Here is a 22,079-nt window from a genome sequence, read left to right as displayed (position 1 = left end):
TCTGCAACAAAACTGTCGAGAGGATCTTCCGCCGCATGTCCGCGCACCGCATCGCCCCCGCCCCCGCCGCCGCTCGGCCGCAGCGGTTCTGGCCGCCCGCCGCCTTCTGGAAGACGCTCGGCTCCCACATCGTCATCCCGCTGTTCCTCGCGACCGGGATGGCGCTGGCCTACCTCGGCGCGTTCCACGCCGCACAGCCGGACAACATCCCCGTCGGGATCGTCGGCCAGGGCCCTGCCGCCGGCGTCTTCGCGCAGACCCTCAACGACAAGGCCCCGCGCGCTCTCGACGTGAGCACCGTCCCGACCCTCGCGAAGGCAAAGGCGGAGGTCGCCGACGGAACGCTCTCCGCGGCCTACGCGACCGACGCGACGCACGCCACGATCATCGTGTCCACCGCGGCGTCCCCGGCGGAGGCCTCCGCCGCGCAGGAGGTGCTGCTCCCGATCGCCTACCAGCAGCACCTGCCGGTGACGATCGACGACGTGCGCCCGGTGCCCGCGAACGACATGACCGGCCAGGGCTTGTTCTTCATGATGGTCGCGATGAGCGTCGGCGGCTACTCGAGCGCGATCGCCATCGCTGCGGTCGCGGGGCGCCTCGGCATCGGCTGGCGGATCGCCGTGTCGGCCGCGACCGCTGCCGTCGTCTCGGCGATCACCACTGTGGTGGCCGGCCCGCTCTTCCATGTCCTCGCCGGCAACGAATGGGCCATCGGCCTCCTCGGCGCCCTCTACACGTTCGGAATCATCACGATCGGCGTCGGCCTTCACCCGATGCTCGGCCGCTGGACCACCCCGGTCCTCACCCTGCTGTTCGTCATGCTCAACGTGACGACCTCCGGAGGCATCTTCCCGCAGAACATGCAGCCGCCGTTCTTCGCCGGCCTCAGCACGTTCTGGACGGGAGCCGCCTGGCTGGACGCCGCGCGGGCGCTGACGTATTTCCCCGGCCAGGTGTTCGGCTTCGACGGCCTCCGCCTGGCGCTGTGGGCGGCCGCCGGGGTGGCGCTGATCGGCATCAGTCACCTGCTCACCGTGCGCCGCCGACGGGCCGCGGACGACACGATCGAGGCTACTGCCGAGGAGGAGGAGACCGCCGCCGTCGCGGCCTGAACGGCCGGGCCCGGCGACGGCTCGCCCGGCCCTCCCGCGTTTTGTGGAAGCGGCGGAGCATAGGCTATTGTTGTATCTCGTGCCCGGGCCATGGCCCGAAGCCCTTGGGGTATGGTGTAATTGGCAACACGGCTGATTCTGGTTCAGTTGTTCTTGGTTCGAGTCCAGGTACCCCAGCCATATGAGTCTTACTCAAACCATGAGTAATTGGACCAGAGCCGGACTCATTGGATCGAAAACCTCTCGCACTTTTGCGGGAGGTTTTCTGGTTTTTGGCGTCCTTCGGATCCGGGGCTGGGTGGCTTCCAAGCTGACGTAGCGCGGCGTTCGGCTGTATTCGTTCGGTCACGATCGACAGGCCGCCGGTGTGCACGTACACGAGGCATTTTTCGAACAGGGCTGAGATCAGATCTCGGCGCACAGCGTCAGGAGCCCGGCGATAGAGCTCGCCTGGTTCGCGGAGCAGCTCCACATAGGAAAAGGTCATATCTGCTCCGTACTGAAGTCGGTCCTCGGTTTCGTGAAGCTTTTCGAGAACGGCCGCCTTCTGCAGTGATGTCTGCTCGAGTTTCGTTCGGAGCCTGGCAATCGGAAGCGAGTCGTCTGTCGCAAGTTCGATCAGGCGCTCCTCTTGTGCCTCCAGCTTCTGAAGTTGACTACGCAGTTGTCCTTTCGCTTCGCGATCGGCCAGCAGTAGATCGTGGACCGCGTCAGCGATGAGCTTGCGTAGGTCATCGGTTGCTTCCCGACCCATCTTTTCTCTGGCCACGACCTCCGCAACTTTGAGCTCGTCGAACGTGGAACGAACGAGGTACGCCCGACCATGCTCAAGATCCTCCCTTTGTTCACGCAGAACGATCATGACGAGTTTCAGACCGGATACGCGAAAACTTCCAGCTGGGCTGCGCGGCACGACAATGCACCAGAAGAAAACTAAGTGCCGCAAGCAATCGACGAGCTTGGTTGCGAAATTGCTTGGCTAAAGGCGTGGCACGATCGAATCAAGCGATATAGAAACTGACTCCGGGCGGGCGTCCCTTGGAACCTCAGTCGCGAGCCTGGTGGCTCTCTTTGTACGGCTCTAGTCCATATGTCCAGAAGTCGTTGTAGAAGGTGCCGTTTTTGGCCATGCGCATACGATCCGATTTCGGATCGTAGTAGAGATACGAGAGACCGGATGCGGTGAAGCTCGGCCCGGAGACTGGGTTGCTGATGTGCTCGTCGTCGATATCGGTGGTGCTGAGGGCTTCGATGGCGTCCGCGATCTGGACGAATCGGGGCCAGTCAATCGACTCGTCAACCACGGCGCGGTACAGGTGCGCGTAGATGTCGGCGTGCATTTCGCTTCGTAGCCGGTCGATACGGTTCATCACCTCTTCAAGAATGCGCTCTTCGCCGTACTTGTCTCGAAGCCGTTGGAAAGCTGCTGGGTCGTGGGCGCCAGCCTGCACGGTGTCGATGAACACTGCGATCTTCTTCGCCACGAACCTGTTGCGGAAGGTGCCGATGATCGCAAGGACGGCAGCGACATTCTTGACTACCGGGATTGCCGAGAGAGTGTCGATCACCCCTTCTGAGACATGGCCGTCGAGGACGAACTTGGTAAATCCATCAAGGATGTATTCGAGGTTCTCCTGTGCTGCGTCCCCGATGTCGTTTGATTTGTCTTCTGGGCTGTGTGGGGCGGGTGGGTGTTGAGTCGTCATACTTGGAACTTAAAAAATTTCGCATGTAATGTAAACCCCCACATTCCGGTCTGAGGAGAGGGGGTAGACCACCGGCACGGCCTTCATCCCCGATTTGACCGAGGCGCACTTGGCCGCGCCTCGATGCCCACGCGATGCATGGCGCGATAAACGCGCCGTGCGACAGCTGGTACTTCGCTTCGATCTCGGCCATGGTCGCTCCCGCTTCATATCCCGTTGCCATCGCAGCCACTTCCTGGTCGGTTATCTTCCGCTTCTGAACCACCACGGCCCGGTCCCGCAACAGCCGAACGAGCGCGGACGCGGTAAGGCCATACTCGTGCGCCAAACTGCGGGCGCTCTCACCTGTCCGATATCGCTGGAGGATGTCCTCTACGTTCGCTTCGCCAAGACGCTTGGAAAGCCGATGCGGTCGGTATTCACTCGGCGTGCTCAAACCATCAGTTCGAATGCCTGATGAGGTGGTCAGCTGTCGCAGTCCATCGGGGGTCAGGCCGCCCTCAAATAGGTTTGAACAGAGGTCGATGATGCCAGCGAAAGAGGATCCCCAGAATTCAAGTGATCTGGGGTTTTTGCTGCCCAGATCGGCGTGATCCCGCGAATGTTCCGGGGCAGGCGCATCAACTGTCATCGCGCCCACGTCCCCTGCCGCTTGAGCAACCCGTCGACACCCAGCCCGCGACAGGCCGCCCGGCCGTGAACGCCCGAACGGCGAGCGGAACGGCACTCACCGTGGCGATACCGGCCGGCTGACGGGTCTGAGTCGAAGCAGTCACGCCGGGTGTGTGCGGCGGTGTGAAACGCGGTTCACCGAGTGCCGGCTAGGACGGGGGTTGATGGGTTCGGAGTCCGTCGTCTTCCCGATATGGCGTAAGCGAATCGCGGGGCGTAGACCTGGTTAGTCAGGGGAGGCGCACCATGAAGATCAGGGATCGCGAGCGGATGCTGGGAGCGGTGAAGCGGTCGCAGTTCGAAGCGGAGACGAACTACGTGGATGCGGTGCGAGTGTTCGCTCGTTCGAATGTCCGTACCGGGATGGAATTGCTCGCCGTCCTCGACGAGGACGACAAGCCGGCAAAGCTCGTCGGTAGGAAAGATGGCTTGCGGGACGCTCTCTCCGTCATCCGTTCCAAGGAGTTCTTAGAGCAGCCGATGTCGGGGTTCCGCAACGAGCACGGCTGGACCTACTCGCTTTCAGTGGACGACCCCGGATGGGATTTCTGGGAGGGTGACGAGCGGGTCGGCTTCTTTTACGGCCTGGTCGAGCCAGTGAGATACGCAACGAACTACCTCGTAGAGGCGATGGTCCCCGAATGGCGCGCGGAACGGACCCCCGTCCTGTGGGCGCTCGACTTCGGCGATCTCTCGTCGGACACCGTGTTCTTCGCGATGAGCGACCGAGGCTACGTGTACATGGCTCTCGGCGCGGCTCAACCGGTCGCGAGGAAAGGGTGGGAGCCGCGACTCAGTGATTTCACTGTCGAACTTGAGCGGTCCCGAAGAGCATTGACCGACGCGGTCGCGGCGGTGGCTCCGATTCTGGACGCCCCGGCTCTTGCGGGCGCGTGCTGGCAGTACTTCACGGATGTGCACGGCCTTCGAGATGACGGGACTGATCCTCGGGGGGACACAATACGGCACGGGGCTACGGGCAGTCGCTGAACGTCTGCCTGATCGCGTCCGTATCCTGCCGGCTGAGGCTGAGCCCGTAGCGCTGAGGACGAGAACATCCCGGGGTGGCCGGGCGTCTGTTGCTCACCTTGCGCTGCGGGCTGTGTGCACGCTCCCGGTGCGTATCCGGTCGTCCTTGCCGCCTCGTATGGGCAGTCGCCGTCCTTCTCGGCGGCGTGCGCCGGCGCCACCACCGCCGACGTATACACGCAGCTGGCCTATCTGAGCGCACACGGAGCGATCGGCGGAGCCACGAAACTGGTGACCCTCACCGTCGGCATCAACGACCTCGGCTGGCAGAGCGCGCTGCTCCCGTGCAGCGGAGCCAACGCCACTCTCGCCTGTCTCCAGTCGCTCGCAGGCTCGGCAGTATGCCAGTCAACCTGACGGCGACGCAGGCCACGCTGGCGAATGGTGTGCTCGTCGGGGTGGCCGCATTCATCCGTCAGGGGGTCGCGGGCGCGCGTGACGCGAACACCCGATTCGTCGACGTGATCGGTGGCTTCTCCGGCCACGGGCTGTGCCCGAGCACCCCGTGGATCTTCGGGTTCGGCCCGGTCGTCTGGGACGCTCTGCACGCGAACGCCCTGGGGGAGGCGGAGTGCGCGAAGCTCATCTCGTACACGATCTGAGGGGATCGGCAGATGGGCTGCGGGATCTTCACAACCGCGATCGTTCCGGGTCTATGGTGCGGTCATGGTTGAACATGCAAAAGGCCGCCCGGACAGGCTCCCGAAGGGCGAGCAGCCGATCGCGGAAGTGGGAGCCGATCGACTGGATGAGAACGGCCGGCATGCCGGTCGGCTCGTTCTCACTCCGAAAAGGATCTACTTTTTCGACGATGAGCACCACAACGGGAGCCACGACGACGTCATCGATCACGCCCGCTTCGAAGGCGCCGAGGTGACAGGAGACGAGACTGTCGGCACGCTGGCGCTCACCTGGACCGGCGGGGGAACGGTCTATGAGGGCGACACGCTGGAACTCGAGGCCTTCAAAGCGGCGATCGACGACCAGCTGAACCCGTAGCCGGGGTGGCCGATGAGCCGGGGTCTTTTGTTGACTGCGGCAGCCCCGGATCCCTGAAATGAGAAATGTAGATGCGGAACGGTATACCCTAAGATTTCACTATTAGGGGGTTCCGCAATGACTGATCCGACACCACTCGGGGCGCTGGCCGAAATCGACTTCGCGCACGTTTCGTACACTCCAGCGGGGTGGAAAGCCAACCCCTGGAAGCTTCTGGATGCCGCGCGGAGGTGGCGTCCCATCGACTCTCGGACCGTCGCGCGCTTCGACGTCCAGCAATTCCAGGCTCGGCACGGCCTGGACCACTCATGGGTGGCGAAGGGCACCGGAGCCGAAGCGATCGTCACTGTCCTCAACCATCCTCGTTTCAGAAAGGGACCTGACGACCACGTCCTTCGCCCGTCCGGCGGCGTCCTCAAGAAGATCGACAGAGCCATGCGCGCTGGAGCGCCGATCGAGATCGTGCTCCCATCGTTCGCAGGGCGTCCGCACAACCCTGCCGCCCATCGGCGAGTGAGCCCCGATCTGGGCGAGCTCTATGCTCTGCAACGGCTGAAGAACGTCTCCGACGCGGTCCGCCGGATTTACAGCCCGGGAGTGCTGTTCACGCTGATTCTCGACGGAAGGGCGTACCGGCCGTTCTACGGTTACAGCGACGACGAGGCGATCCCTTATGGAGCCAATCTCGAGGCCCAGATCGACCTCCTGGGTGCGCGCGGGCAACTCCGTACGGTCGACATGCACGATCTCCTGCAATCCAGGAAGCGCGATCTCGATGCCGTTGATCTCCAGGTCAGGAACGAGGTCCGCCGGGCATGGGACTCCGGTCGGCTCCGCGAGCGCGCCGACCTGGTCCGAGCTCTCCGGCAGGGAACCGAGACGACTGCCATCTCGGCGGCGCTGATCGAACTGTACAAAAGCGGATCGCACAGGGACGTGGACATCGAGCGATTCATCGCCGACGCCGATGTCGTCGTTCAGCAACGCGCCGAAGAGACAGCTTTCGAGTATGCGGTGCTGATGACGAAACTACGCACAGTGAACCTCATCGGCTCGTCGTTCCACGGGGCGATCCGCGGCACGGTGCATCCCAAGCCCGGGCAGTACTCGCCACGTCTCGCGGATTCGAGGACCACGATCTCACCCTGGCACGGGGTTGCCATCCAAGAACCGGACGGCAGCATCGTGACGCAATACGAAGTCGCCGTCTACCAGGAGTTCGAGGACTACACGGCCGTGTACATCCAGGGGGACGAAGCGCCCTTCTTCTACGAGAAGCACGCGTGACGCCCTCTCGGAACCGTGTCGCCCTCGCCGCCCTGGCCCTCACGCAGATATCGGGAGCCGCTGCCGCCGGTGTCTCACTGACGGCAAGCGCGATCGCGGTGACGCACCTCGCCGGATCGGCGACGGCAGCGGGCCTTGCGCAGACCGTGACCATCATCGGCGCCGGAGTGGCCTCCATTCCGCTCGCCCGTCTTGCATCGCGACGCGGCCGCAGGACAGCCCTGCGCGTCGCCTACGTCATCGCTATTGCGGGAGGTCTGGCCGCTGCCGTGGGTGCTGCGACGGGCGTGCTGGGTATGTTCCTCGTCGGACTGGTCGGAGTGGGGAGCGGAACAGCGGCCGGGTTCGCGCTGCGCTTCGCCGCCGCCGACCTCGCCCCGGATCCCGCCCGGCGCCCGCACTACATCGCGCTGATCCTGTGGGTCGCGAGCGTCGGGAGCTTCGCCGGACCTCAGATCGCGACGTCGTCGGTGAGGTCCGGAATGGCCGCGGCGCCGTTCCTGGTCATCGCAGGGCTCTATGCCGTGTCGCTCCTCATCCTCTCCCTCGTCAGGACGTCCGTTCTGGAGAAGGTCCGTCCGGTGAGCGCGCCCGTCGGTCCGTCACCACCCCGTCACCGCATACCTGCGGCGGCGTGGAGCGCGATCGTCGTGTCCACATCGACGCACATGGCGATGACAGGGCTCATGGGCATGGCGCCGGTCTTCCTGACCGAGCGAGGCGTCGGTATCGAGGCGATCGCTGCGATCATGAGCGCTCACCTCGTCGGCATGTACGTGGCAAGCCCGCTGTTCGGGCTGCTTGTCCGCGTGACTCGTCACCGCACTGCCTGGATCGCCGCGCTCACCTGCATCCTTGCGGCGTGTGTCGTCATCGCGATGAGTACGCAGTCCGCCTTGTTCTTCGGCGTCGGGCTCACCTTGCTGGGCTTCGGCTGGTCACTGAACATGGTCGCCAGCTCCGCCGGGCTCGCCGCCGTGCCAGCAGCGAGCCGTCTCCGAGCCCAGGGCGTGGCCGACACTTTCCTGAACATCGGGGGAGCCGTGAGTAGCCTGCTTGCCGGACTCGTGGTGGGTCTGGCCGGATACCCGACCCTTGTGCGGCTCGTCGGGGTCATGGTCGTGGCCACCCTCTTCGTGCCCGGGATCGACGTCCTCCGGTCCTGGAGAGACAGCCGACAGAGGGCCGTCCTCCGCTCGAAGATCGAGTCAGCGCAGGCGGACTGACAAGAACCAGAGGTCGCCGGCCGCCTCGCCCCTCACCCCTGCACGTGGTGCCCGAACGCGAAGCCCAGTGCGATCCACACGATGAGGCTGACGATCGGCGCGGCGCCCGCGAGGACGATCGCGACGACGCCGTAACGACGGCCGCGGTTCTGGGCCACCGCCACGATTCCCTGGGTCAGCGCCCAGATGCCGAACGCCGAGCCGACGAGCAGCTGGAGGCCGAACCAGTCTTGGTCCGGGCGCATGTTGAAGCCGGCGCCCGACGCTCGGCTGTACGTGTAGAGCGTGGTCGCGAACACGCCCTGAAGGATCGAGATCAGCACGGACACGCTGATCACGCCGATGGCCATGATCATCGCAACCCGGCCCAGTCGCGGCGATTTAGCCGGAGCCGGAGCCGGAGCCGGCGCCGGAGCCGCAGCGAGCGGCTGCGATGGCCACGAGCCTGCGGCCGCGGGCGGCTGGGCGGCGGCCCAGTCCGGCGTGAAGGCCGCACCGGACGCCACGGGCGCGAAGGGCGCATCCGCCGCCGCCGGCACAGAAGCTTCAGGGTTCTCGGTCATCTCATCCTCCGCGTCGAGGTTCATCGAGGTCCATCGGGGTTCACGCGCGCGCCGCGGCCGCGGGCACGTCCGCGTTCGTCCCGCCGTCCACCGGCGTCGCGCCGAACAGCGCCACCGCGAGCACACAGCCCAGCAGCGCACCCCCGCCCAGGCAGATCCCCCAGATGGCGCGCGCCCTCCCGATGCGCGGCGTCAGCGCCCCGGCGCGGATCAGCGCGGGGATCCCGAGGCCCACGGACAGCCCGACACCGACCAGGATCAGCAGGGCGAGGAGCGGGTCGATGCCGCCGCCGGTGGCGACCGCCAGCGCGGCGACGGCCGCTGCGACCAGGCCGGCGACGAGCGACGCGGTGGCCAGGCCGTTGACCGGCGGCGGCCCTGCGACCGGCGCGGAGGGCGCCAGCGGGCGGACCGCGTCCGTCCAGCGGAGGCCGTCCCACCAGCGCTGGAACCGGGTGTCGGCGTCGGGGTACCAGCCGGGCGGCGGCAACTGGCTCATCGGGCTCCTCGTTCGGGTGCACCGACACTATCGCCCGGCGGCGTTCCATCGGAGGATCCTCAGCCTGGCGCACCCGTTCTGGGGGTAGTCCCAGGCTCCAGTTCACCCGCCGGTAACCCCCTGCGGGGAGAATCATTCGACCGGTTCAGCGGCACGGGGGTTCCGCGGACCGAAGGTCACTCCCTGATGCGGGTGACGGTGCGGCCGATCTCATCCACAGGACGGGGTGAGACCGGCCGCACCTCTCTGTTCGAGACCAGGGCCTGCTAGCTGCCGAGGCCGACCCGGTCCACCCGGCGGTGGAACCGCATGCCGGCGACGCCGCCGAGCACCGCGCCGGCGAGGCTGACGATGGCGACGGCCACGGCGGTGATGATGCCGGTCAGCGTGACGCTGCCCTCGTTCAGCGGGATGCGGGGGAAGCCGTTGATGTTGCCGAGGATGTTGTATTGAGCGCCGAGGATGAGAGTGAGGATGGCGACGACGACCGCGATGATGATCGCCCAGATCCACACCGCCAGGCCCTGGCGAGCGCCGTCGAAGCGCGCCATCCTGCCGGCGACGTAGCCGCCGCAGTAGTACGCGACGAACGCGATCACGACGACGGCGATCGCCCCGGCGATGCCGATCGTCGCGGCGTTCTTGTTGGCCGCGTTCGCGGCCGCGTTGCCGCCGCCCGTCGCGCCGAGCCCGACGGCGGCGCCCGCTGCGGCGACCAGGGCGGTCAGCAGGACCGCCATGCCGGTGGCGGTGAGCCAGCCGAAGAAGGCGGAGCCGAACTTCATGCCGCCGAACTCGCTGCGCTCGCGGGCGACCACGTTCTCGCGCAGGGTCCGGTTGCCGTCCACCAGGACGGCTTCGTCGGTCTCATCCCGGGTGTCGCTCGGGTAGCGGGCGGCGCGCGGGTACTCGTCCACCGGCTCCTCGTCGAGGGAGCGGTCGTCCGCGTGCCGTGTCGCGACGGGATCGACGGGCTCGCCGTGCGCCCGGTGAGCTCCGGCGGCCGGGGCGGGCGCCGTCGCGTCCGCGGGCGCCGCGTCGTACGCCCGGGTGCCCGGCTCGTACGCGCGGGTCTCCGTCGGTTCGTCCGCTGGGGATCTGCGGTCGGTCATCGGTGCCTCCTCCACTTTCGCCCGCCTCTCCGGCGGGCGCGTCGTCAGAACTGCCGCGGCGAACGCTAGGCGCGATCCGGCGCCCGGGGAAGCGCCTTGATCCCCTCTCGGATCCGGGGTATGCCAGCGTACAATCGGTCCCACTTCGGCAGGAGGCCGGCAGGAGGGAGGCGCCCGGTGGGGTGGTTCGCCAAGGCACGTCGCGCCGACTCCACGGCGCTCGTGGAGGACGGCCTGAGCGCCCTGACCCTGCTGGCCGTCCTGGAGGAGGCGGTGTCGCACCTCTCCGCGGCGGAGAGCCTGCTCGAGCGATGCGCTGTGGCGGGGGAGCCCGGCCGCCCGGTCGGGGTGCGCCCGGCCGACCGCCGGCTCGGCGCCGCGGACGCGCGCCAGGGCCTTCGGCTGCGGATCGCCTTCACCCAGCTCTCCCGCTGGCTCGACGGGATGATCTGCGAGCCGGAGCAGGAGCCGCTCCGGGCGGACGCCTCACGGCTGCTGAGGTTCTACCTGCTGATGGTGACCTACGCGCTGGACGCCGCGTTCACCCCGCCGGCGCGGCAGCACATCGCGATCCGCGGCGGGCACGGCGGTGCGGCGCGGCGGTTGGTCGAGTTGCGCGACCTCGCGCGGGCGACGGTGGAGTAGGGGAGCCCGCAGCCGGCGTGCGGATGAGGGGGAGCCGAGCCGGCTCAGCCCGGATTCGCCGTGACTCCGAGGACAATTTCACCTTATAAGCGCTTCCCTTTAGGTAAAAAGCGGCGATATGTTTATGTGACCATTGGTCGTTGCGCTCACGCTAGGTTCAAGTGATCAGGCACATTGAGTCCGACCTTTTGGCTCGGTGCAGCACGATGATGTGTCCATTCACGAGGGGTGTGGCCGCGTCGCGTCGTCAGCTACGACAAGAAGGCAGGTTGGCCCCTTATGCATCCCCGTCCCCACCGCAGAACGTCGGTCCGCGGCGTATTACTTGCGACCGCGCTGATGTTCCCTGTCCTGTCCGGGACAGCCGCACCAGCGCACGCTGCACCGAAAAACGATCACGCTTCGACGTCCGACGTTTCCGGTGAAACCACCGCCGCCGCCCCGGCGCTCTCCCCAGACGTGTCGAGGAGTCCCCGCACCAGGCCTTTCTCAGCCGAGGAGCTGGACGCGATCGGTGGTGATCCCCGGGTACTCGACTATTGGACGCCTGATCGGATCGCCGAGGCGAACCCCGTGGACACTCCCGAGCTTTCGGCGAGCGACCTCGGTAGACGGACGCTCGGGGTCGAGGAGCCGGAGACGGCTATCGCAGATGCGGCGCTTCCCGCCGAGACTAAAAAGGGTACGCGGACCGCGGTGACGAACTTCTCCAAGACCAACGGCAAGGTGCTCTTCCGGGATGCCTCGGACGGAAAGAACTACATCTGTTCGGGAGCCGCCATCAACAGTGGTTCCTCGCGACTTGTCGCGACCGCCGGGCACTGTGTGCATGGTGGGCCGGGGAAGACATGGCACCAGAACTGGGTCTTCATCCCCGAATACCACAACGGGACGCGTCCTCACGGCACGTTCTCCGCCTACTCGCTCCGTGCTTATAACGACTGGATCAACTACGGGCCGACTGCCCGCGGCTTCAACTCCGACATCGCTTTCGTTACGACGTACGCGAATAGCAACGGGACCGTCGTGGACGCCGTCGGTGGGCATGGGCTCATCTACGGCGGAAGCTACAACTTCGGTGTCAGCAACTTCGGATACCCCGGAAACCTGAACAAAGGCGAGGTAATGTGGGCGTGCTGGGGGACGACCGGCTCCCGTTACAACTCGACGTACCAGTTCCACTCGATCAGCGGATGCAACTTCGGTGGCGGGGCATCGGGTGGCCCTTGGCTTTCCCATTACAGCAATTCCACAGGCCTCGGGAACATCAGGACCGTCAACTCCTTCGGGCCGAGGGACGATACGTCGTACATCGCCGGACCGTATCTCGACTCCCGCATCGTCGGACTCTACAATGCCGCGAACAGCGATTGGTGAGGATGCCGCTCGCTGACGGAGAATCCTGTGGGCGGGGCTTGCGCGGGATTTTTTCCGTGGGAGCCCTGCTCCCTGCCCTGCTTCTCGGTAGCTGTACCGCCGCGGAACCACACCGGAGCTCACCACCGTCGCCCGTGACGCCTTACGAGAGCGAAGACGACACACCGAGAAACGATCTCACCGGCGAGAGGGGCGTCGAATGGAATCGATACGAGGTGGTCTCGAGCACCGATATCCGGGTCTTCTTCCTTGCAGGGACCCCGGATTGCTACGGCACCCGCGCCGCTGTCGTGGAAACCGCCACCAGTATCGATATCGCTGTCCTCGAAGGCGGGTTCGCTGGGGCACCCGACGAATGCACGTTGGTCGCTCGCGAAGCCAGTCTCCTCATCCACACCTCCAAGCCCATCGGCGGGCGATCCATTACACAGCCGGGAACTGGTGAGTGAGCGTCTCGCCGAGCAGTTGAAGCAGTCAGCGTGCGAAACGTACCGGGCAGAATGCTTGATCCACCCCAATCCCGGCGTGTCATCCGCGCTGGCCCAGCGGGTGGTCAGGGCCGGCGGTTCAGCGCCCCCGGCGCCTCCGCAGCCAGAACCCGATGAGCACACCGCCGCCGATCGCGACGAGCACCCCGACGCCGCGGACCACCCACTGCACGTCGCCCGTCACCGCGTCCACCAGGAGCGGACCGCCGAGCCCCACCACGACGAGCAGGACGCCGCCGATGAAGAACCACGGCGAGCCGTTCGTCCGTTCGACCATGCCCCTGAGCCTACCGGCGGCCGGTCGGCCGCGCCCGGCGTCATCCAGCGCCGTCACGCACGGCGGGATTGCAGCGAACCCCGGTAGCGTTAGGCACAGTATGCGCACCGACACCCTCGACACGGTCCGTCTCCGCTCGGACTTCCCCATCCTCTCCCGCGAGGTGAACGGGCACCCCTTCGTCTACCTCGACTCCGGCGCCACCGCGCAGAAGCCGCGGCAGGTGCTCGACGCTGAACGCGACTTCGCCGAGCGGTTCACGTCCGCCGTGCACCGTGGCGCCCACACCGTCGCCGGGGAGGCCACCGAGCTCTTCGAGGACGCCCGCGCCCGCGTGGCCCGCTTCGTCGGAGCCCGGCCGGAGCAGCTGGTCTGGACCTCCAACGCAACGGAGGGCCTCAACCTCCTGGCCTACGGGATGTCGAACGCGTCCGCAGGCCGCGGCGGCGCGGCGGCCGAGCGGTTCCGGGTCGGCCCGGGCGATGAGCTCGTCGTCACGGAGGCCGAGCACCACGCCAACCTCATCCCGTGGCAGGAGCTGGCGGCCCGCGCCGGGGCGACCCTCCGCGTGATCGGGCTGACCGACGACGGCCTGCTGCGGCTCGACCAGGCGGCCGAGCTGATCGGACCGCGCACCAAGGTCGTCGCCTTCACCCACGTCTCCAACGTGCTCGGCGCGATCAACCCGGTCGGTGAGCTCGTGGCGCTCGCGCACGCCCAGGGCGCGCTCGCGGTGCTCGACGCCTGCCAGTCCGTGCCGCACCTCGCCGTCGACTTCCCGGCGCTCGGTGTCGACTTCGCGGTGTTCTCCGGCCACAAGATGCTCGGCCCGACCGGCGTCGGCGCCCTCTACGGCCGCAGCGAGCTGCTCGACGCGCTGCCGCCGTTCCTCACCGGCGGCTCAATGATCACCACCGTGACGCTCGACCACGCCGAGTATCTGCCGGCCCCGCAGCGCTTCGAGGCCGGCACGCAGCGCGTGTCACAGGCGGTCGCGCTCGCCGCGGCGGTCGACTACCTCGACGCCGTCGGGATGCCGGCGATCGAGGCGCACGAGGCGGAACTCGGAGCGCGCATGCTTTCCGGGCTCGCGGCGATCCCCGGCGTGCGGGTGCTCGGCCCCGGCGCGGACGTCGAGCGGGTCGGCCTCGCCGCCTTCGTCGTGGACGGCATCCACGCGCACGACGTCGGCCAGTTCCTGGACGACCGCGGCATCGCGGTGCGCGTGGGCCACCACTGCGCCCAGCCGGTGCACCGCCGGTTCGGCGCCACGGCCTCCACCCGGATCAGCGCGTACCTCTACAACACGGCGGACGAGGTGGACGCCGCGGTGGCGGCGGTCGCCGACGCGCGGGAGTTCTTCGGGGTGATCGACCGATGAGCGATCTGCAGAGCCTGTACCAGCAGGTCATCCTCGACCACGCACGCGAGAAGCACGGCTACGGCCTCCGCGCGGATGCCGCGGCCAGCTCGCACCAGTTCAACCCGACCTGCGGCGACGAAGTCACCGTGGGCGTGCACCCCGGCGCGGACGGCCGCGTCCACGCGATCAGCTGGGAGGGCCACGGCTGCTCCATCTCGACCGCGTCGGCGTCGCTGCTCAGCGACCTGGTGCACGACACCGACCGAGCGGAGCTCACGGCGTCGATCGCGGCGTTCCGCGAGCTGATGCAGTCCAAGGGTGCGCTGGAGGGCGACGAGGAGGTGCTCGGCGACGCCGTCGTGCTGGCGGGGGTCTCGCGGTACGTGACGCGCGTGAAGTGCGCGATGCTGCCGTGGGTTGCGCTGGAGGACGCGCTGCTGAAGTCCGCGTGACGAACGCGGCCCTGCCGGGTTCCCGTTCCGTCGGGACGTCTGAAACGCGTCCGGCACGCAGACCAGGTCCACGCCGGCCGACGACATTGGCGTCGCCGGAGACGTGGATGGAGTTGGTGATCGACCCGATCGCGTGATCGCGTCGGCCCTACGGCACCGGGGCGAGGTCGACCTCGTCGGCGATGGCCTCCAGTGCCGAGGGCAGCGTCGGGAACGTCGTGCCGTAGACCAGCCCGGAGGGCCCGGCCGCTGTCCAGGTCTCCTGCTGCTTGCGCACCTTGCCGACCAGGTACCGCTTGTGGCCGCCGAGCGCCTGGCGCTGCGCGATCGGCAGCGTCAGTGGGAACGCGTAGACGTCGCCGCGCGGGCTGACCACCAGCTCCCAGCGGGCGCGGCCCGGGTTGAACTTGCTCGTGAAGATGCGCGACATGATGGCCTTTTTGTATCGTGCCGTCGCCACCGGTCGCCACGAAGATGACGACCTGTTGCGGGGTCGCGCGTCATGCGGCGTCATACGGGCGTCACCCGCGTGCTCACCCCGCCCCGCCTCAGCCCCCGAGCCCCTCCAGGAAGCTCCGGGTCGGCGCGAAGAACGTGGTCCCGGTGGCGGCCGTCGAGAAGTCCAGGATGCGGTCGTGGCTGCCGGGAGGGTCGCCGATGAACATCCGGTCCAGCATCCGCTCGATCACCCACAGCTCGCGCGAGTAGCCGATGAAGTACGTGCCGAACTCGCCGTGTCCCGGCCTCCCGAACGGCATGTTGTCGCGGAGGATGTCGTGCTCCACGCCGTTCTCGTCGGTGATCGTGCTCAGCGTCTTGTGCGCCTTCTGGCCGTGCTCGGCGTCCGGCAGCTCGATGTTCTCGACCTTGGTCCGGCCGATCACGTCCTCCTGCGACGACACCGGCAGGCGGTTCCAGGAGGCGAGGTCGTGCAGGTACTTCTGCACCACCACGTAGCTGCCGCCGGCGTGCGCGGGATCCTCGTCGCCGACGATCGCGGCGGACGCCATGTCGCCCGCGGTCGGGTTGGCCGTCCCGTCGACGAAGCCGAGGAGGTCGCGGGCGTCGAAGTAGCGGAAGCCGACCACCTCGTCCACCACCGTGGCCGCGTCGCCGAGGGCGTCGAGCAGCTGCCGCTCGAACTCGAAGCAGAAATCGCCGCGCTCCGCCCGGATGTGGAACAGCAGGTCGCCGGGCGTCGCGACCGCCGTGTGCACCGCTCCGCGGATCTCCCGGAACGGGTGCAGCTCCTTCGGCGGAGCGGCGTCGGTCAGCTTGCCCCAGAAGTCCGCGCCGACGCCGACGTTGCACGACAGGTTGGCGCCCAGGTCGCGGAAGCCCACCGTCTTCACGATGTCGGAGATGTTCGCCACCACGTCCTTCGCCGCGGCGATCGCGTCGGGGGAGTCCGCCACCGTCACGACGAGGAAGACCGCCGCCTGGGAGAGCGGGGCGTCGACGCTCTGCGGCTCGATCGGGACGCGTTGCCAGGGGTGACCGCCGGTGCTGTTCGCCATGCCGCTCACTCTGCCGGAATCCCGCCGCGCGCGGTAGATCCGATGGCCCGCCGCGCGGGGTTTCACCCGCTCTCGATTCGCGATCGCCGCGAAGACCCTGATAGCGTCGAAAGGCCCTGGCGCGCTGCGGAGCGCGGTGCGCCGGAGGTGAACCAGCCCGCGATCCGGGCCGTGCGGCCGCACCGGTGGCCCCGCTCGGATCGTACGGTCGGCTGGCGTGGGCGCACCCCGATGGTCGCGCCAGTGACGGTGATTCGCGCGGAAGGCCCGCGCTCGAGTCGTGCTGCCGTCGCCGCACGCCGTCGGCCCGGGCGCGACCAGAGTGCGCGTGTCCACCAGACGCGAGCGCGCACCGCGGAGAGACACGTTGAGCAACACGATCGCCGTCGAGGCGAGGAACCTTTTCAAGGTCTTCGGACGCAAACCCCAGGAGACGGTGCGCCGGGTGCGGCAGGGCGCGAGCCGGAAAGACGTCGCAGGGCTCGGTACGGCCGCCGTCATCGACGCGAGCCTGACCGTCCGGCGCGGCGAGATCTTCGTCGTGATGGGACTGTCCGGCTCGGGCAAGTCCACCCTGATCCGTCTCCTGAACGGGCTGCTTGAGCCCACGGCGGGCGAGGTGGAGGTCATGGGCACCACGATCACGGGCCTCGCCGGGGCGAAGCTCCGCGCCGTCCGGCAGCAGCACATCTCGATGGTCTTCCAGCACTTCGCGCTGCTGCCGCACCGCACCGTCCTCGACAACATCGCCTACGGCCTGGAGGTGCGCGGGACGCCCGCCGCCGAGCGCCGCGAGCGCGCGGCCGAGGTGCTGGAGCTGGTCGGCCTCGGCGGCTGGGGGGAGAAGCTCCCCGGCGAGCTCTCCGGCGGGATGCAGCAGCGCGTCGGCCTCGGCCGCGCGCTGGCGGCCGACACCGACGTGCTGCTGATGGACGAGGCGTTCTCCGCGCTCGACCCGCTGATCCGCCGCGAGATGCAGGAGCAGCTCCTCGAGCTGCAGAGCTCGCTCGGCAAGACCATCGTCTTCATCACGCATGACCTCAACGAGGCGATGTTCCTCGGCGACCGGATCGCCGTCATGCGCGACGGCCGGATCGTCCAGACCGGCACGCCGGAAGAGATCCTCACCGACCCCGCCAACGACTACGTCGCCAGCTTCGTGCAGGACGTGGACCGCGCCCGCGTGCTCACCGCGGCGAGCGTGATGGAGCCGGCTCGAGCGCTGGTCACCGTCGCGGGCGGCCCGCGCGCCGCGATGCGGACGATGCGCGACCTCCAGACCTCCGCGGCGTTCGTCGTCGGCCAGGGACGGAGGCTGCTCGGCGCCGTGCGCGACCGCGACGTGATGCGCCAGGTCCGCGACGGGCAGGGCGACCTGACCGAGGCGATCGACGCGGACTTCGCGACGGTGTCCCGCGACGAGGTGCTCAGCGAACTGGTGGAGCCCGCCGTCGGCAGCGCCCTCCCGCTCGCCGTGGTGGACGACCAGCGCCGCCTGCTGGGCGTGATCCCGCGGGTCACCCTGCTCGCGGCGCTCGGGAACGTCTCCAGCGACACCACCGAGATCCCGGTCGTGGTCGAGCCTCCCGCCACCGTGCCGGTCGACGCGATGACGCTGGCCTTGCGGGAGACCGCCGGGAGCCACGCCGTCCCGGAGGTCGCCCGCGGCGAGGAGGTGGTCGCGTGAACCCCGCCCACCTGATCCCGCTCGGCGAGTGGGCGACCGCGGTCGTCGACGTCGTCACCACCACCTTCGGCGGACTGTTCGACGTCATCCGCGTGGTCTTCACCGGGATGTACGACGGCGTCGACTGGGTGCTGCAGACGCCGCCGTTCTGGGGCGTCATCCTCATCGTCGCGATCCTCGCGGTCTGGCTGCGCGGCTGGGTGTTCGGCGCGGGCACGGTGCTCGGGCTGCTGCTCATCGCGGGGATCGGCCAATGGTCGAACGCGATGGACACGCTCGCGCTGGTCCTGGTCTCCTCGGCCATCGCGATCGCGCTGAGCGTGCCGCTCGGGATCCTCGCCGCCCGGTCCCGGATCGCCTCGGCGATCATCCGGCCGGTGCTCGACTTCATGCAGACGATGCCCGCGTTCGTGTACCTGATCCCGGCGCTCATCCTGTTCCGGGTGGGCGTGGTGCCGGGCATGGTCGCGACGATCGTGTTCGCGATGGCGCCGGGCGTGCGGCTCACCGAGCTCGGCATCCGCGGCGTCGACACCGAGCTGGTGGAGGCCGGCCGCGCGTTCGGCTCGCCGCCCCGGCGCATCCTGCGCCAGATCCAGCTTCCGCTCGCCATGCCGTCGATCCTCGCCGGCGTGAACCAGGTCATCATGCTGTCGCTCTCGATGGTGGTCATCGCCGGCATGGTCGGCGGCGGCGGTCTCGGCCGCGACATCGTCCAGGCGCTCAGCCGGGTGGATGTCGGGCTCGGCTTCGAGGCGGGCATCGCCGTCGTCATCCTGGCGATCGTGCTCGATCGGCTCACCGCGGCGGCCGGGAAGGCCCGAGTGCGGATGCCGAAGCGCGCGCTCGCGGTGCTCGGCGCCGGCCTGCTCGTCGTGATCGGCGGGACGGCCGTGACCGCGGCCTCCACCGCGGGCGGCGACAAGGGCACCGTGAAGGTCGCCGTGTTCAACGGCTGGCCGGAGGGCGAGGCCGCGTCCTACCTGTGGAAGCATGTGCTGGAGCGCCAGGGCTACCAGGTCCAGTTCGAGTACGCCGACGCCGGGCCGGCTTTCGCCGGGCTCAGCACGGGCGACTACGACGTGGCGTTCGACGGCTGGCTGCCGACGACGCACGCGCAGTATATGAAGACCTACGGCGCGCACCTCACCGACCTCGGCGCTTGGAACGACGAGGCGAAGCTGACCATCGCGGTCAACAAGGACGCCCCGATCGACTCGCTCGACCAACTCGCCTCGCACGCCTCCGACTTCGGCAACCGACTGGTCGGCATCGAGCCGGGTGCCGGGCTCACCGAGGCCACCCAGAAGAAGGTCATCCCGGAGTACGGGCTGGGGAAGATGGACTACGTCACTTCCTCGACACCTGCGATGCTCGCCGAGCTGTCGAGCGCGATGCGGAAGCACGACAACATCGCGGTGACGCTGTGGCGGCCGCACTGGGCCTACGACCAGTGGAAGCTGAAGGACCTGAAGGACCCGAAGAACACACTGGGCGCGGCGGAGTCCATCCACTCGATCGCGAGCACGGACTTCCCGCAGAAGTTCCCGCAGATCGCGAAGTGGGTCAAGAAGTTCCGGATGAAGTCCGACCTGCTCTACTCGCTGGAGAACGCGATGTACAACGGCAAGACCGACGCCAGCCAGTACGACGGCATCGTCGAGAAGTGGATGGACGCGCACTCCGCGTACGTCGACGCGCTCACGAAGTGATCGCGCCGGGAGGGTCCCCTACGCTGGAGGGATGACCCTCCCCGCCCGCGACACCGTCGTCACCTACCCCGACGGCGACCTCGCCTCCACCGGAACCGTGCTGCACGTCGAGCCTCTCGAGGACGGGCGCAGCGCGGTCATCCTCGACCGCACCGCCTTCCACCCGGTCGACCCGGTCTGGCCCGACCAGCCGGCGGACACCGGGACGGTGACCATCGGGAGCCGGGTCCTCCCGGTCGTCGGCGCGGTCGTGGGAGCGACCGACGGATCGACGCTGCACGTCGGCGACGCCCCGGTGCGCACGGGGACCGAAGGCTGGGCGTTCCTGGTCTGCCACCTCGTGGCGGACGCGACCGGCGTCGAGCCCGGCGCGGCCGCCGCCGTCGCGGTCGACGCCGAGGCGCGCGCCGGCTTCTCCCTCGGCCACACCGCCTGCCACCTGGCCTCCCTCGCCCTGGACGAGGCGCTCTCCGGCCTCTGGACGAAGGAGGTCCCGCTCGACGGGCGCGGGCAGCCCGCGTTCGACCAGCTCGCCATCGCCTCCTCGCGCATCGTCCCGGACGGATCGGTGGACGAGTACCGCATCGGCAAGAGCCTGCGGAAGAAGGGGTTCGCCGCCGCCGAGCTGCCGGGGGCGCTCGCCGAGGTCACCGACGCCGCGAACGCGCGGCTGGCCGGATGGGTGGCGGCAGGCCCGGACGTGGCCATCTCGATCGAGCGAGAGGGCCAGGGACTGGGGGAGCGCCGGCGCTGGCGCGCCCAGCTCCCGGAGGGCGTGGTCGAGATCCCGTGCGGCGGGACGCACCTGCACTCGCTCGCCGAGGTCGCGGCCATCCGCGTGGAGCTCGACTACGACCCGGACGCCGCAACGCTCACGATGCGGACGACCGCCGTCCCGGTCTGACCCTCAGCGCGCGGTGCCGGATCAGCGGACGAGCGCCGAGGCAACCGGCAGGGTGACGGCGACCGCGCCGAGCGCGACCGCGAGCAGCCAGCCGGCGCGCACGAGCTGCGCGGTCCTGACCTCGCGCTCGATGACCAGGAACCGCTCCACCGTGTCGGCCGGCGAGTCCACCGGGCGCCAGGTCGCCGGGTCGTCGAACAGCCGGGCCACCTCCGCGGTGGTCGCGGCGTCCAGCACGGCGGGCCGGCGCGACAGCCAGCGCACGAGCTGCTCGGCGCGCACGACGACGACCCGGCGCGGCTGCTGCCGCACCGTGACCTCCTTGGTCCCGACCAGAGCGACGACGGCCGTCACCGGAGCCGCGATCCCCGCCTGCGCGAGCACGCCGCGCACCCGGGAGGCCTCCAGATCCGAGTTGCGCAGGTACGGCTGCTTCTGACCGGCGACCAGCACCGCGCGCTCGCCCACCCACACGCGCTGGCCGCGGTGGTGCTTGGTGTTGACTACGAAGACGCCGGCGGGGCCGACCACGATGTGGTCCACGTCCGCGACGGCTCCGGTGGCGTCCGGGCGCGTCCCGACCGGGATGGCATGGAAGACGCTCCAGCCCTCCGGCAGGCGGTCGAGCAGCGCGCCCACCTCGCGCTCGCCGAGCGCGCCGGCGAACCAGGGGGCGGCCTCCGCGCCGATCGGCCGGGCGCCGAGGGCGCGGGCGAGGGCGGACCGCGGGGGCGACTGGGTGTGCAGGCGCACCACCTGCTCCATCACCGCGGCGCCTGCGGCGCGGTCGCGCATGCGCGTCGTGCGCCGTCCGTCCTCGTTCATCCCCGCCAGCGTACGGACGCGGGGAAGGGCTCCCCAGTCCCCAGTAAGGGACGACCGCGGCGGCCTACCCCTGGCCGGGTGCCCCCTCGGTGCGGGGTGCCTCGGAGTCGCCTCCGCCGTCACCGGCGGGCGCCTGGTTGCCGCTGACGCTCAGCTCTTCGTCCGGCAGCCGCTCTTCGAGCGACTCGTTGCGGCTCGCGATCTCGTCCAGGGCGTCCTCGGGTGTCTCGCCGAGCCCGGCGACCCTGTCCCGCAGCTCCTGCTCGCGGTACTCGGCGGGTTCGGGGGTGTCGTCGTGTCGATCCGTCATGCGGCGCACTCTACGCCGCGCGGGCCCGGCGTCAGACCATGATGTCGACGGCGTAGACCTGGTCGGTGGGATGCCCGGCCTTCTCGTGGACGCGCATCACCGCCTCCTTCGACGGCCCGGTCGACAGACAGAACACCTTGCCGCTCTCCGGGTCGAGCCAGGCCGTCTCGAAGTGCACGCCCTCCTCGCCCTCGACCGCCAGGTCCGCGGCGTGGGCCTCGGCGAGCTGGTCCTCGGTGACGCCGACGAATCCGTCGTGGACGTCCATGAATCGTGACATGATCGGCTCCTTCTTCTCGTGCCGCCGGGATCCG

At 68.6% G+C, this 22,079-nt stretch carries 25 protein-coding genes and 1 tRNA gene; 16 read left to right on the top strand and 10 right to left on the bottom strand.

All coding sequences use genetic code 11. From position 1 onward, the window contains the following. The first annotated feature begins 35 nt into the window (after nt 1–35). Together AC1ROW_RS03920 and AC1ROW_RS03915 are read left to right on the top strand one after the other, a co-directional pair. A complete protein-coding gene (locus AC1ROW_RS03920; protein WP_493017541.1) occupies nt 36–1,115 on the top strand; it encodes a hypothetical protein in 1,080 nt (359 codons plus the stop codon). Between the two features lie 105 nt (nt 1,116–1,220). Then, nucleotides 1,221–1,295, top strand: a tRNA-Gln gene (locus AC1ROW_RS03915). Nucleotides 1,296–2,161: 866 nt separating this feature from the next. On the opposite strand, the gene AC1ROW_RS03910 is transcribed toward AC1ROW_RS03915, so the two are convergent. After that, nucleotides 2,162–2,821, bottom strand: coding sequence for a hypothetical protein (locus tag AC1ROW_RS03910; RefSeq protein WP_493017540.1), 660 nt, complete (start codon nt 2,819–2,821; stop codon nt 2,162–2,164). A 918-nt stretch (nt 2,822–3,739) separates the two neighbouring features. Here AC1ROW_RS03910 and AC1ROW_RS03905 point away from each other — a divergent pair. The 6 genes from AC1ROW_RS03905 to AC1ROW_RS03880 all read left to right on the top strand — a co-directional run bounded on the left by AC1ROW_RS03905 (nt 3,740) and on the right by AC1ROW_RS03880 (nt 8,034). Next, nucleotides 3,740–4,483, top strand: a complete 744-nt coding sequence (locus tag AC1ROW_RS03905) for a hypothetical protein (RefSeq protein WP_493017539.1) — start codon at nt 3,740–3,742, stop codon at nt 4,481–4,483. 114 nt (nt 4,484–4,597) lie between these two features. Further along, nucleotides 4,598–4,879, top strand: coding sequence for a hypothetical protein (locus tag AC1ROW_RS03900; RefSeq protein ID WP_493017538.1), 282 nt, complete (start codon nt 4,598–4,600; stop codon nt 4,877–4,879). Further along, on the top strand, nt 4,864–5,124 hold the full coding sequence (locus AC1ROW_RS03895; protein WP_493017537.1) for a hypothetical protein: 261 nt from the start codon (nt 4,864–4,866) through the stop codon (nt 5,122–5,124). The genes AC1ROW_RS03900 and AC1ROW_RS03895 overlap by 16 nt, the downstream gene beginning before the upstream one ends. A gap of 64 nt (nt 5,125–5,188) precedes the next feature. Beyond that, entirely contained in the window at nt 5,189–5,521 is a 333-nt protein-coding gene (locus tag AC1ROW_RS03890) for a hypothetical protein (RefSeq protein WP_493017536.1), read from the top strand. A 117-nt stretch (nt 5,522–5,638) separates the two neighbouring features. Continuing rightward, nucleotides 5,639–6,808 (top strand): L-tyrosine/L-tryptophan isonitrile synthase family protein, encoded by a 1,170-nt coding sequence (locus tag AC1ROW_RS03885; protein WP_493017535.1) that lies wholly within the window; start codon nt 5,639–5,641, stop codon nt 6,806–6,808. Then, nucleotides 6,805–8,034 carry an MFS transporter gene (locus AC1ROW_RS03880; RefSeq protein WP_493017534.1) on the top strand — a complete coding sequence of 410 codons (1,230 nt, stop codon included), beginning with the start codon at nt 6,805–6,807 and terminating at the stop codon, nt 8,032–8,034. Before AC1ROW_RS03885 ends, AC1ROW_RS03880 begins: the two co-directional genes overlap by 4 nt. A gap of 32 nt (nt 8,035–8,066) precedes the next feature. On the opposite strand, the gene AC1ROW_RS03875 is transcribed toward AC1ROW_RS03880, so the two are convergent. From AC1ROW_RS03875 to AC1ROW_RS03865, 3 genes are all read right to left on the bottom strand, one after another. Further along, nucleotides 8,067–8,597, bottom strand: a complete 531-nt coding sequence (locus tag AC1ROW_RS03875) for a hypothetical protein (RefSeq protein ID WP_493017533.1) — start codon at nt 8,595–8,597, stop codon at nt 8,067–8,069. A 40-nt stretch (nt 8,598–8,637) separates the two neighbouring features. Continuing rightward, nucleotides 8,638–9,096, bottom strand: coding sequence for a DUF2510 domain-containing protein (locus AC1ROW_RS03870; RefSeq protein ID WP_493017532.1), 459 nt, complete (start codon nt 9,094–9,096; stop codon nt 8,638–8,640). A 266-nt stretch (nt 9,097–9,362) separates the two neighbouring features. Then, nucleotides 9,363–10,208 carry a hypothetical protein gene (locus AC1ROW_RS03865; RefSeq protein WP_493017531.1) on the bottom strand — a complete coding sequence of 282 codons (846 nt, stop codon included), beginning with the start codon at nt 10,206–10,208 and terminating at the stop codon, nt 9,363–9,365. Nucleotides 10,209–10,385: 177 nt separating this feature from the next. Between AC1ROW_RS03865 and AC1ROW_RS03860 the strand changes: the two genes are divergently transcribed. From AC1ROW_RS03860 to AC1ROW_RS03850, 3 genes are all read left to right on the top strand, one after another. Beyond that, nucleotides 10,386–10,853, top strand: coding sequence for a hypothetical protein (locus tag AC1ROW_RS03860; RefSeq protein ID WP_493017530.1), 468 nt, complete (start codon nt 10,386–10,388; stop codon nt 10,851–10,853). A 573-nt stretch (nt 10,854–11,426) separates the two neighbouring features. Beyond that, nucleotides 11,427–12,230, top strand: coding sequence for a trypsin-like serine peptidase (locus AC1ROW_RS03855; RefSeq protein ID WP_493017529.1), 804 nt, complete (start codon nt 11,427–11,429; stop codon nt 12,228–12,230). Between the two features lie 134 nt (nt 12,231–12,364). Continuing rightward, nucleotides 12,365–12,679 (top strand): hypothetical protein, encoded by a 315-nt coding sequence (locus AC1ROW_RS03850; protein WP_493017528.1) that lies wholly within the window; start codon nt 12,365–12,367, stop codon nt 12,677–12,679. 118 nt (nt 12,680–12,797) lie between these two features. Here AC1ROW_RS03850 and AC1ROW_RS03845 read toward each other — a convergent pair whose 3' ends face one another. Next, nucleotides 12,798–12,995 (bottom strand): hypothetical protein, encoded by a 198-nt coding sequence (locus tag AC1ROW_RS03845; RefSeq protein ID WP_493017527.1) that lies wholly within the window; start codon nt 12,993–12,995, stop codon nt 12,798–12,800. Between the two features lie 100 nt (nt 12,996–13,095). On the opposite strand from AC1ROW_RS03845, the gene AC1ROW_RS03840 reads away from it, so the two are divergent. Together AC1ROW_RS03840 and sufU are read left to right on the top strand one after the other, a co-directional pair. Further along, a complete protein-coding gene (locus AC1ROW_RS03840) occupies nt 13,096–14,376 on the top strand; it encodes a SufS family cysteine desulfurase (protein WP_493017526.1) in 1,281 nt (426 codons plus the stop codon). Next, nucleotides 14,373–14,810: a Fe-S cluster assembly sulfur transfer protein SufU gene (gene sufU / locus AC1ROW_RS03835; RefSeq protein ID WP_493017525.1), complete on the top strand. Its 438-nt coding sequence runs from the start codon at nt 14,373–14,375 to the stop codon at nt 14,808–14,810. Before AC1ROW_RS03840 ends, sufU begins: the two co-directional genes overlap by 4 nt. Before the next feature lie 148 nt (nt 14,811–14,958). Here sufU and AC1ROW_RS03830 read toward each other — a convergent pair whose 3' ends face one another. Together AC1ROW_RS03830 and AC1ROW_RS03825 are read right to left on the bottom strand one after the other, a co-directional pair. Beyond that, nucleotides 14,959–15,240 carry a hypothetical protein gene (locus tag AC1ROW_RS03830; protein WP_493017524.1) on the bottom strand — a complete coding sequence of 94 codons (282 nt, stop codon included), beginning with the start codon at nt 15,238–15,240 and terminating at the stop codon, nt 14,959–14,961. Between the two features lie 118 nt (nt 15,241–15,358). Beyond that, nucleotides 15,359–16,327 carry a Dyp-type peroxidase gene (locus AC1ROW_RS03825; protein ID WP_493017523.1) on the bottom strand — a complete coding sequence of 323 codons (969 nt, stop codon included), beginning with the start codon at nt 16,325–16,327 and terminating at the stop codon, nt 15,359–15,361. Nucleotides 16,328–16,694: 367 nt separating this feature from the next. Here AC1ROW_RS03825 and AC1ROW_RS03820 point away from each other — a divergent pair, with 367 nt between their 5' ends. Genes AC1ROW_RS03820 through AC1ROW_RS03810 form a run of 3 tightly spaced genes read left to right on the top strand, consistent with a single transcriptional unit; the run spans nt 16,695 to nt 20,630 of the window. Then, nucleotides 16,695–18,014 (top strand): quaternary amine ABC transporter ATP-binding protein, encoded by a 1,320-nt coding sequence (locus AC1ROW_RS03820; RefSeq protein ID WP_493017522.1) that lies wholly within the window; start codon nt 16,695–16,697, stop codon nt 18,012–18,014. Next, the gene (locus AC1ROW_RS03815; protein ID WP_493017521.1) at nt 18,011–19,726 is read left to right on the top strand and encodes an ABC transporter permease/substrate binding protein; all 1,716 of its coding nucleotides are present in this window, start codon (nt 18,011–18,013) and stop codon (nt 19,724–19,726) included. The genes AC1ROW_RS03820 and AC1ROW_RS03815 overlap by 4 nt, the downstream gene beginning before the upstream one ends. Nucleotides 19,727–19,757: 31 nt before the next feature. Continuing rightward, nucleotides 19,758–20,630: an alanyl-tRNA editing protein gene (locus AC1ROW_RS03810; RefSeq protein ID WP_493017520.1), complete on the top strand. Its 873-nt coding sequence runs from the start codon at nt 19,758–19,760 to the stop codon at nt 20,628–20,630. Between the two features lie 21 nt (nt 20,631–20,651). Here AC1ROW_RS03810 and AC1ROW_RS03805 read toward each other — a convergent pair whose 3' ends face one another. From AC1ROW_RS03805 to AC1ROW_RS03795, 3 genes are all read right to left on the bottom strand, one after another. Beyond that, nucleotides 20,652–21,455 carry a nuclease-related domain-containing protein gene (locus tag AC1ROW_RS03805; RefSeq protein WP_493017519.1) on the bottom strand — a complete coding sequence of 268 codons (804 nt, stop codon included), beginning with the start codon at nt 21,453–21,455 and terminating at the stop codon, nt 20,652–20,654. A gap of 64 nt (nt 21,456–21,519) precedes the next feature. Beyond that, nucleotides 21,520–21,765: a hypothetical protein gene (locus tag AC1ROW_RS03800; RefSeq protein ID WP_493017518.1), complete on the bottom strand. Its 246-nt coding sequence runs from the start codon at nt 21,763–21,765 to the stop codon at nt 21,520–21,522. Nucleotides 21,766–21,796: 31 nt separating this feature from the next. Continuing rightward, nucleotides 21,797–22,045, bottom strand: coding sequence for an SCO4226 family nickel-binding protein (locus AC1ROW_RS03795; protein WP_493017517.1), 249 nt, complete (start codon nt 22,043–22,045; stop codon nt 21,797–21,799). Between the last annotated feature and the right edge of the window lie 34 nt (nt 22,046–22,079).

It is taken from the genome of Leifsonia sp. GW821-FHT13C09 (genome assembly GCF_058806435.1).
The sequence above is the reverse complement of the archived record's forward strand: the minus strand, read 5'-3'. Positions and strand labels throughout refer to the sequence as shown.

Bases quoted from the DNA above. Each gene is read 5' to 3' on its own strand.
- AC1ROW_RS03920 (WP_493017541.1), top strand. From the start codon at position 36: ATGTCCGCGCACCGCATCGCCCCCGCCCCCGCCGCCGCTCGGCCGCAG.
- AC1ROW_RS03910 (WP_493017540.1), bottom strand. From the start codon at position 2,821: ATGACGACTCAACACCCACCCGCCCCACACAGCCCAGAAGACAAATCA.
- AC1ROW_RS03905 (WP_493017539.1), top strand. From the start codon at position 3,740: ATGAAGATCAGGGATCGCGAGCGGATGCTGGGAGCGGTGAAGCGGTCG.
- AC1ROW_RS03895 (WP_493017537.1), top strand. From the start codon at position 4,864: ATGCCAGTCAACCTGACGGCGACGCAGGCCACGCTGGCGAATGGTGTG.
- AC1ROW_RS03890 (WP_493017536.1), top strand. From the start codon at position 5,189: ATGGTTGAACATGCAAAAGGCCGCCCGGACAGGCTCCCGAAGGGCGAG.
- AC1ROW_RS03885 (WP_493017535.1), top strand. From the start codon at position 5,639: ATGACTGATCCGACACCACTCGGGGCGCTGGCCGAAATCGACTTCGCG.
- AC1ROW_RS03875 (WP_493017533.1), bottom strand. From the start codon at position 8,597: ATGACCGAGAACCCTGAAGCTTCTGTGCCGGCGGCGGCGGATGCGCCC.
- AC1ROW_RS03870 (WP_493017532.1), bottom strand. From the start codon at position 9,096: ATGAGCCAGTTGCCGCCGCCCGGCTGGTACCCCGACGCCGACACCCGG.
- AC1ROW_RS03865 (WP_493017531.1), bottom strand. From the start codon at position 10,208: ATGACCGACCGCAGATCCCCAGCGGACGAACCGACGGAGACCCGCGCG.
- AC1ROW_RS03845 (WP_493017527.1), bottom strand. From the start codon at position 12,995: ATGGTCGAACGGACGAACGGCTCGCCGTGGTTCTTCATCGGCGGCGTC.
- AC1ROW_RS03840 (WP_493017526.1), top strand. From the start codon at position 13,096: ATGCGCACCGACACCCTCGACACGGTCCGTCTCCGCTCGGACTTCCCC.
- sufU (WP_493017525.1), top strand. From the start codon at position 14,373: ATGAGCGATCTGCAGAGCCTGTACCAGCAGGTCATCCTCGACCACGCA.
- AC1ROW_RS03830 (WP_493017524.1), bottom strand. From the start codon at position 15,240: ATGTCGCGCATCTTCACGAGCAAGTTCAACCCGGGCCGCGCCCGCTGG.
- AC1ROW_RS03825 (WP_493017523.1), bottom strand. From the start codon at position 16,327: ATGGCGAACAGCACCGGCGGTCACCCCTGGCAACGCGTCCCGATCGAG.
- AC1ROW_RS03810 (WP_493017520.1), top strand. From the start codon at position 19,758: ATGACCCTCCCCGCCCGCGACACCGTCGTCACCTACCCCGACGGCGAC.
- AC1ROW_RS03805 (WP_493017519.1), bottom strand. From the start codon at position 21,455: ATGAACGAGGACGGACGGCGCACGACGCGCATGCGCGACCGCGCCGCA.
- AC1ROW_RS03800 (WP_493017518.1), bottom strand. From the start codon at position 21,765: ATGACGGATCGACACGACGACACCCCCGAACCCGCCGAGTACCGCGAG.
- AC1ROW_RS03795 (WP_493017517.1), bottom strand. From the start codon at position 22,045: ATGTCACGATTCATGGACGTCCACGACGGATTCGTCGGCGTCACCGAG.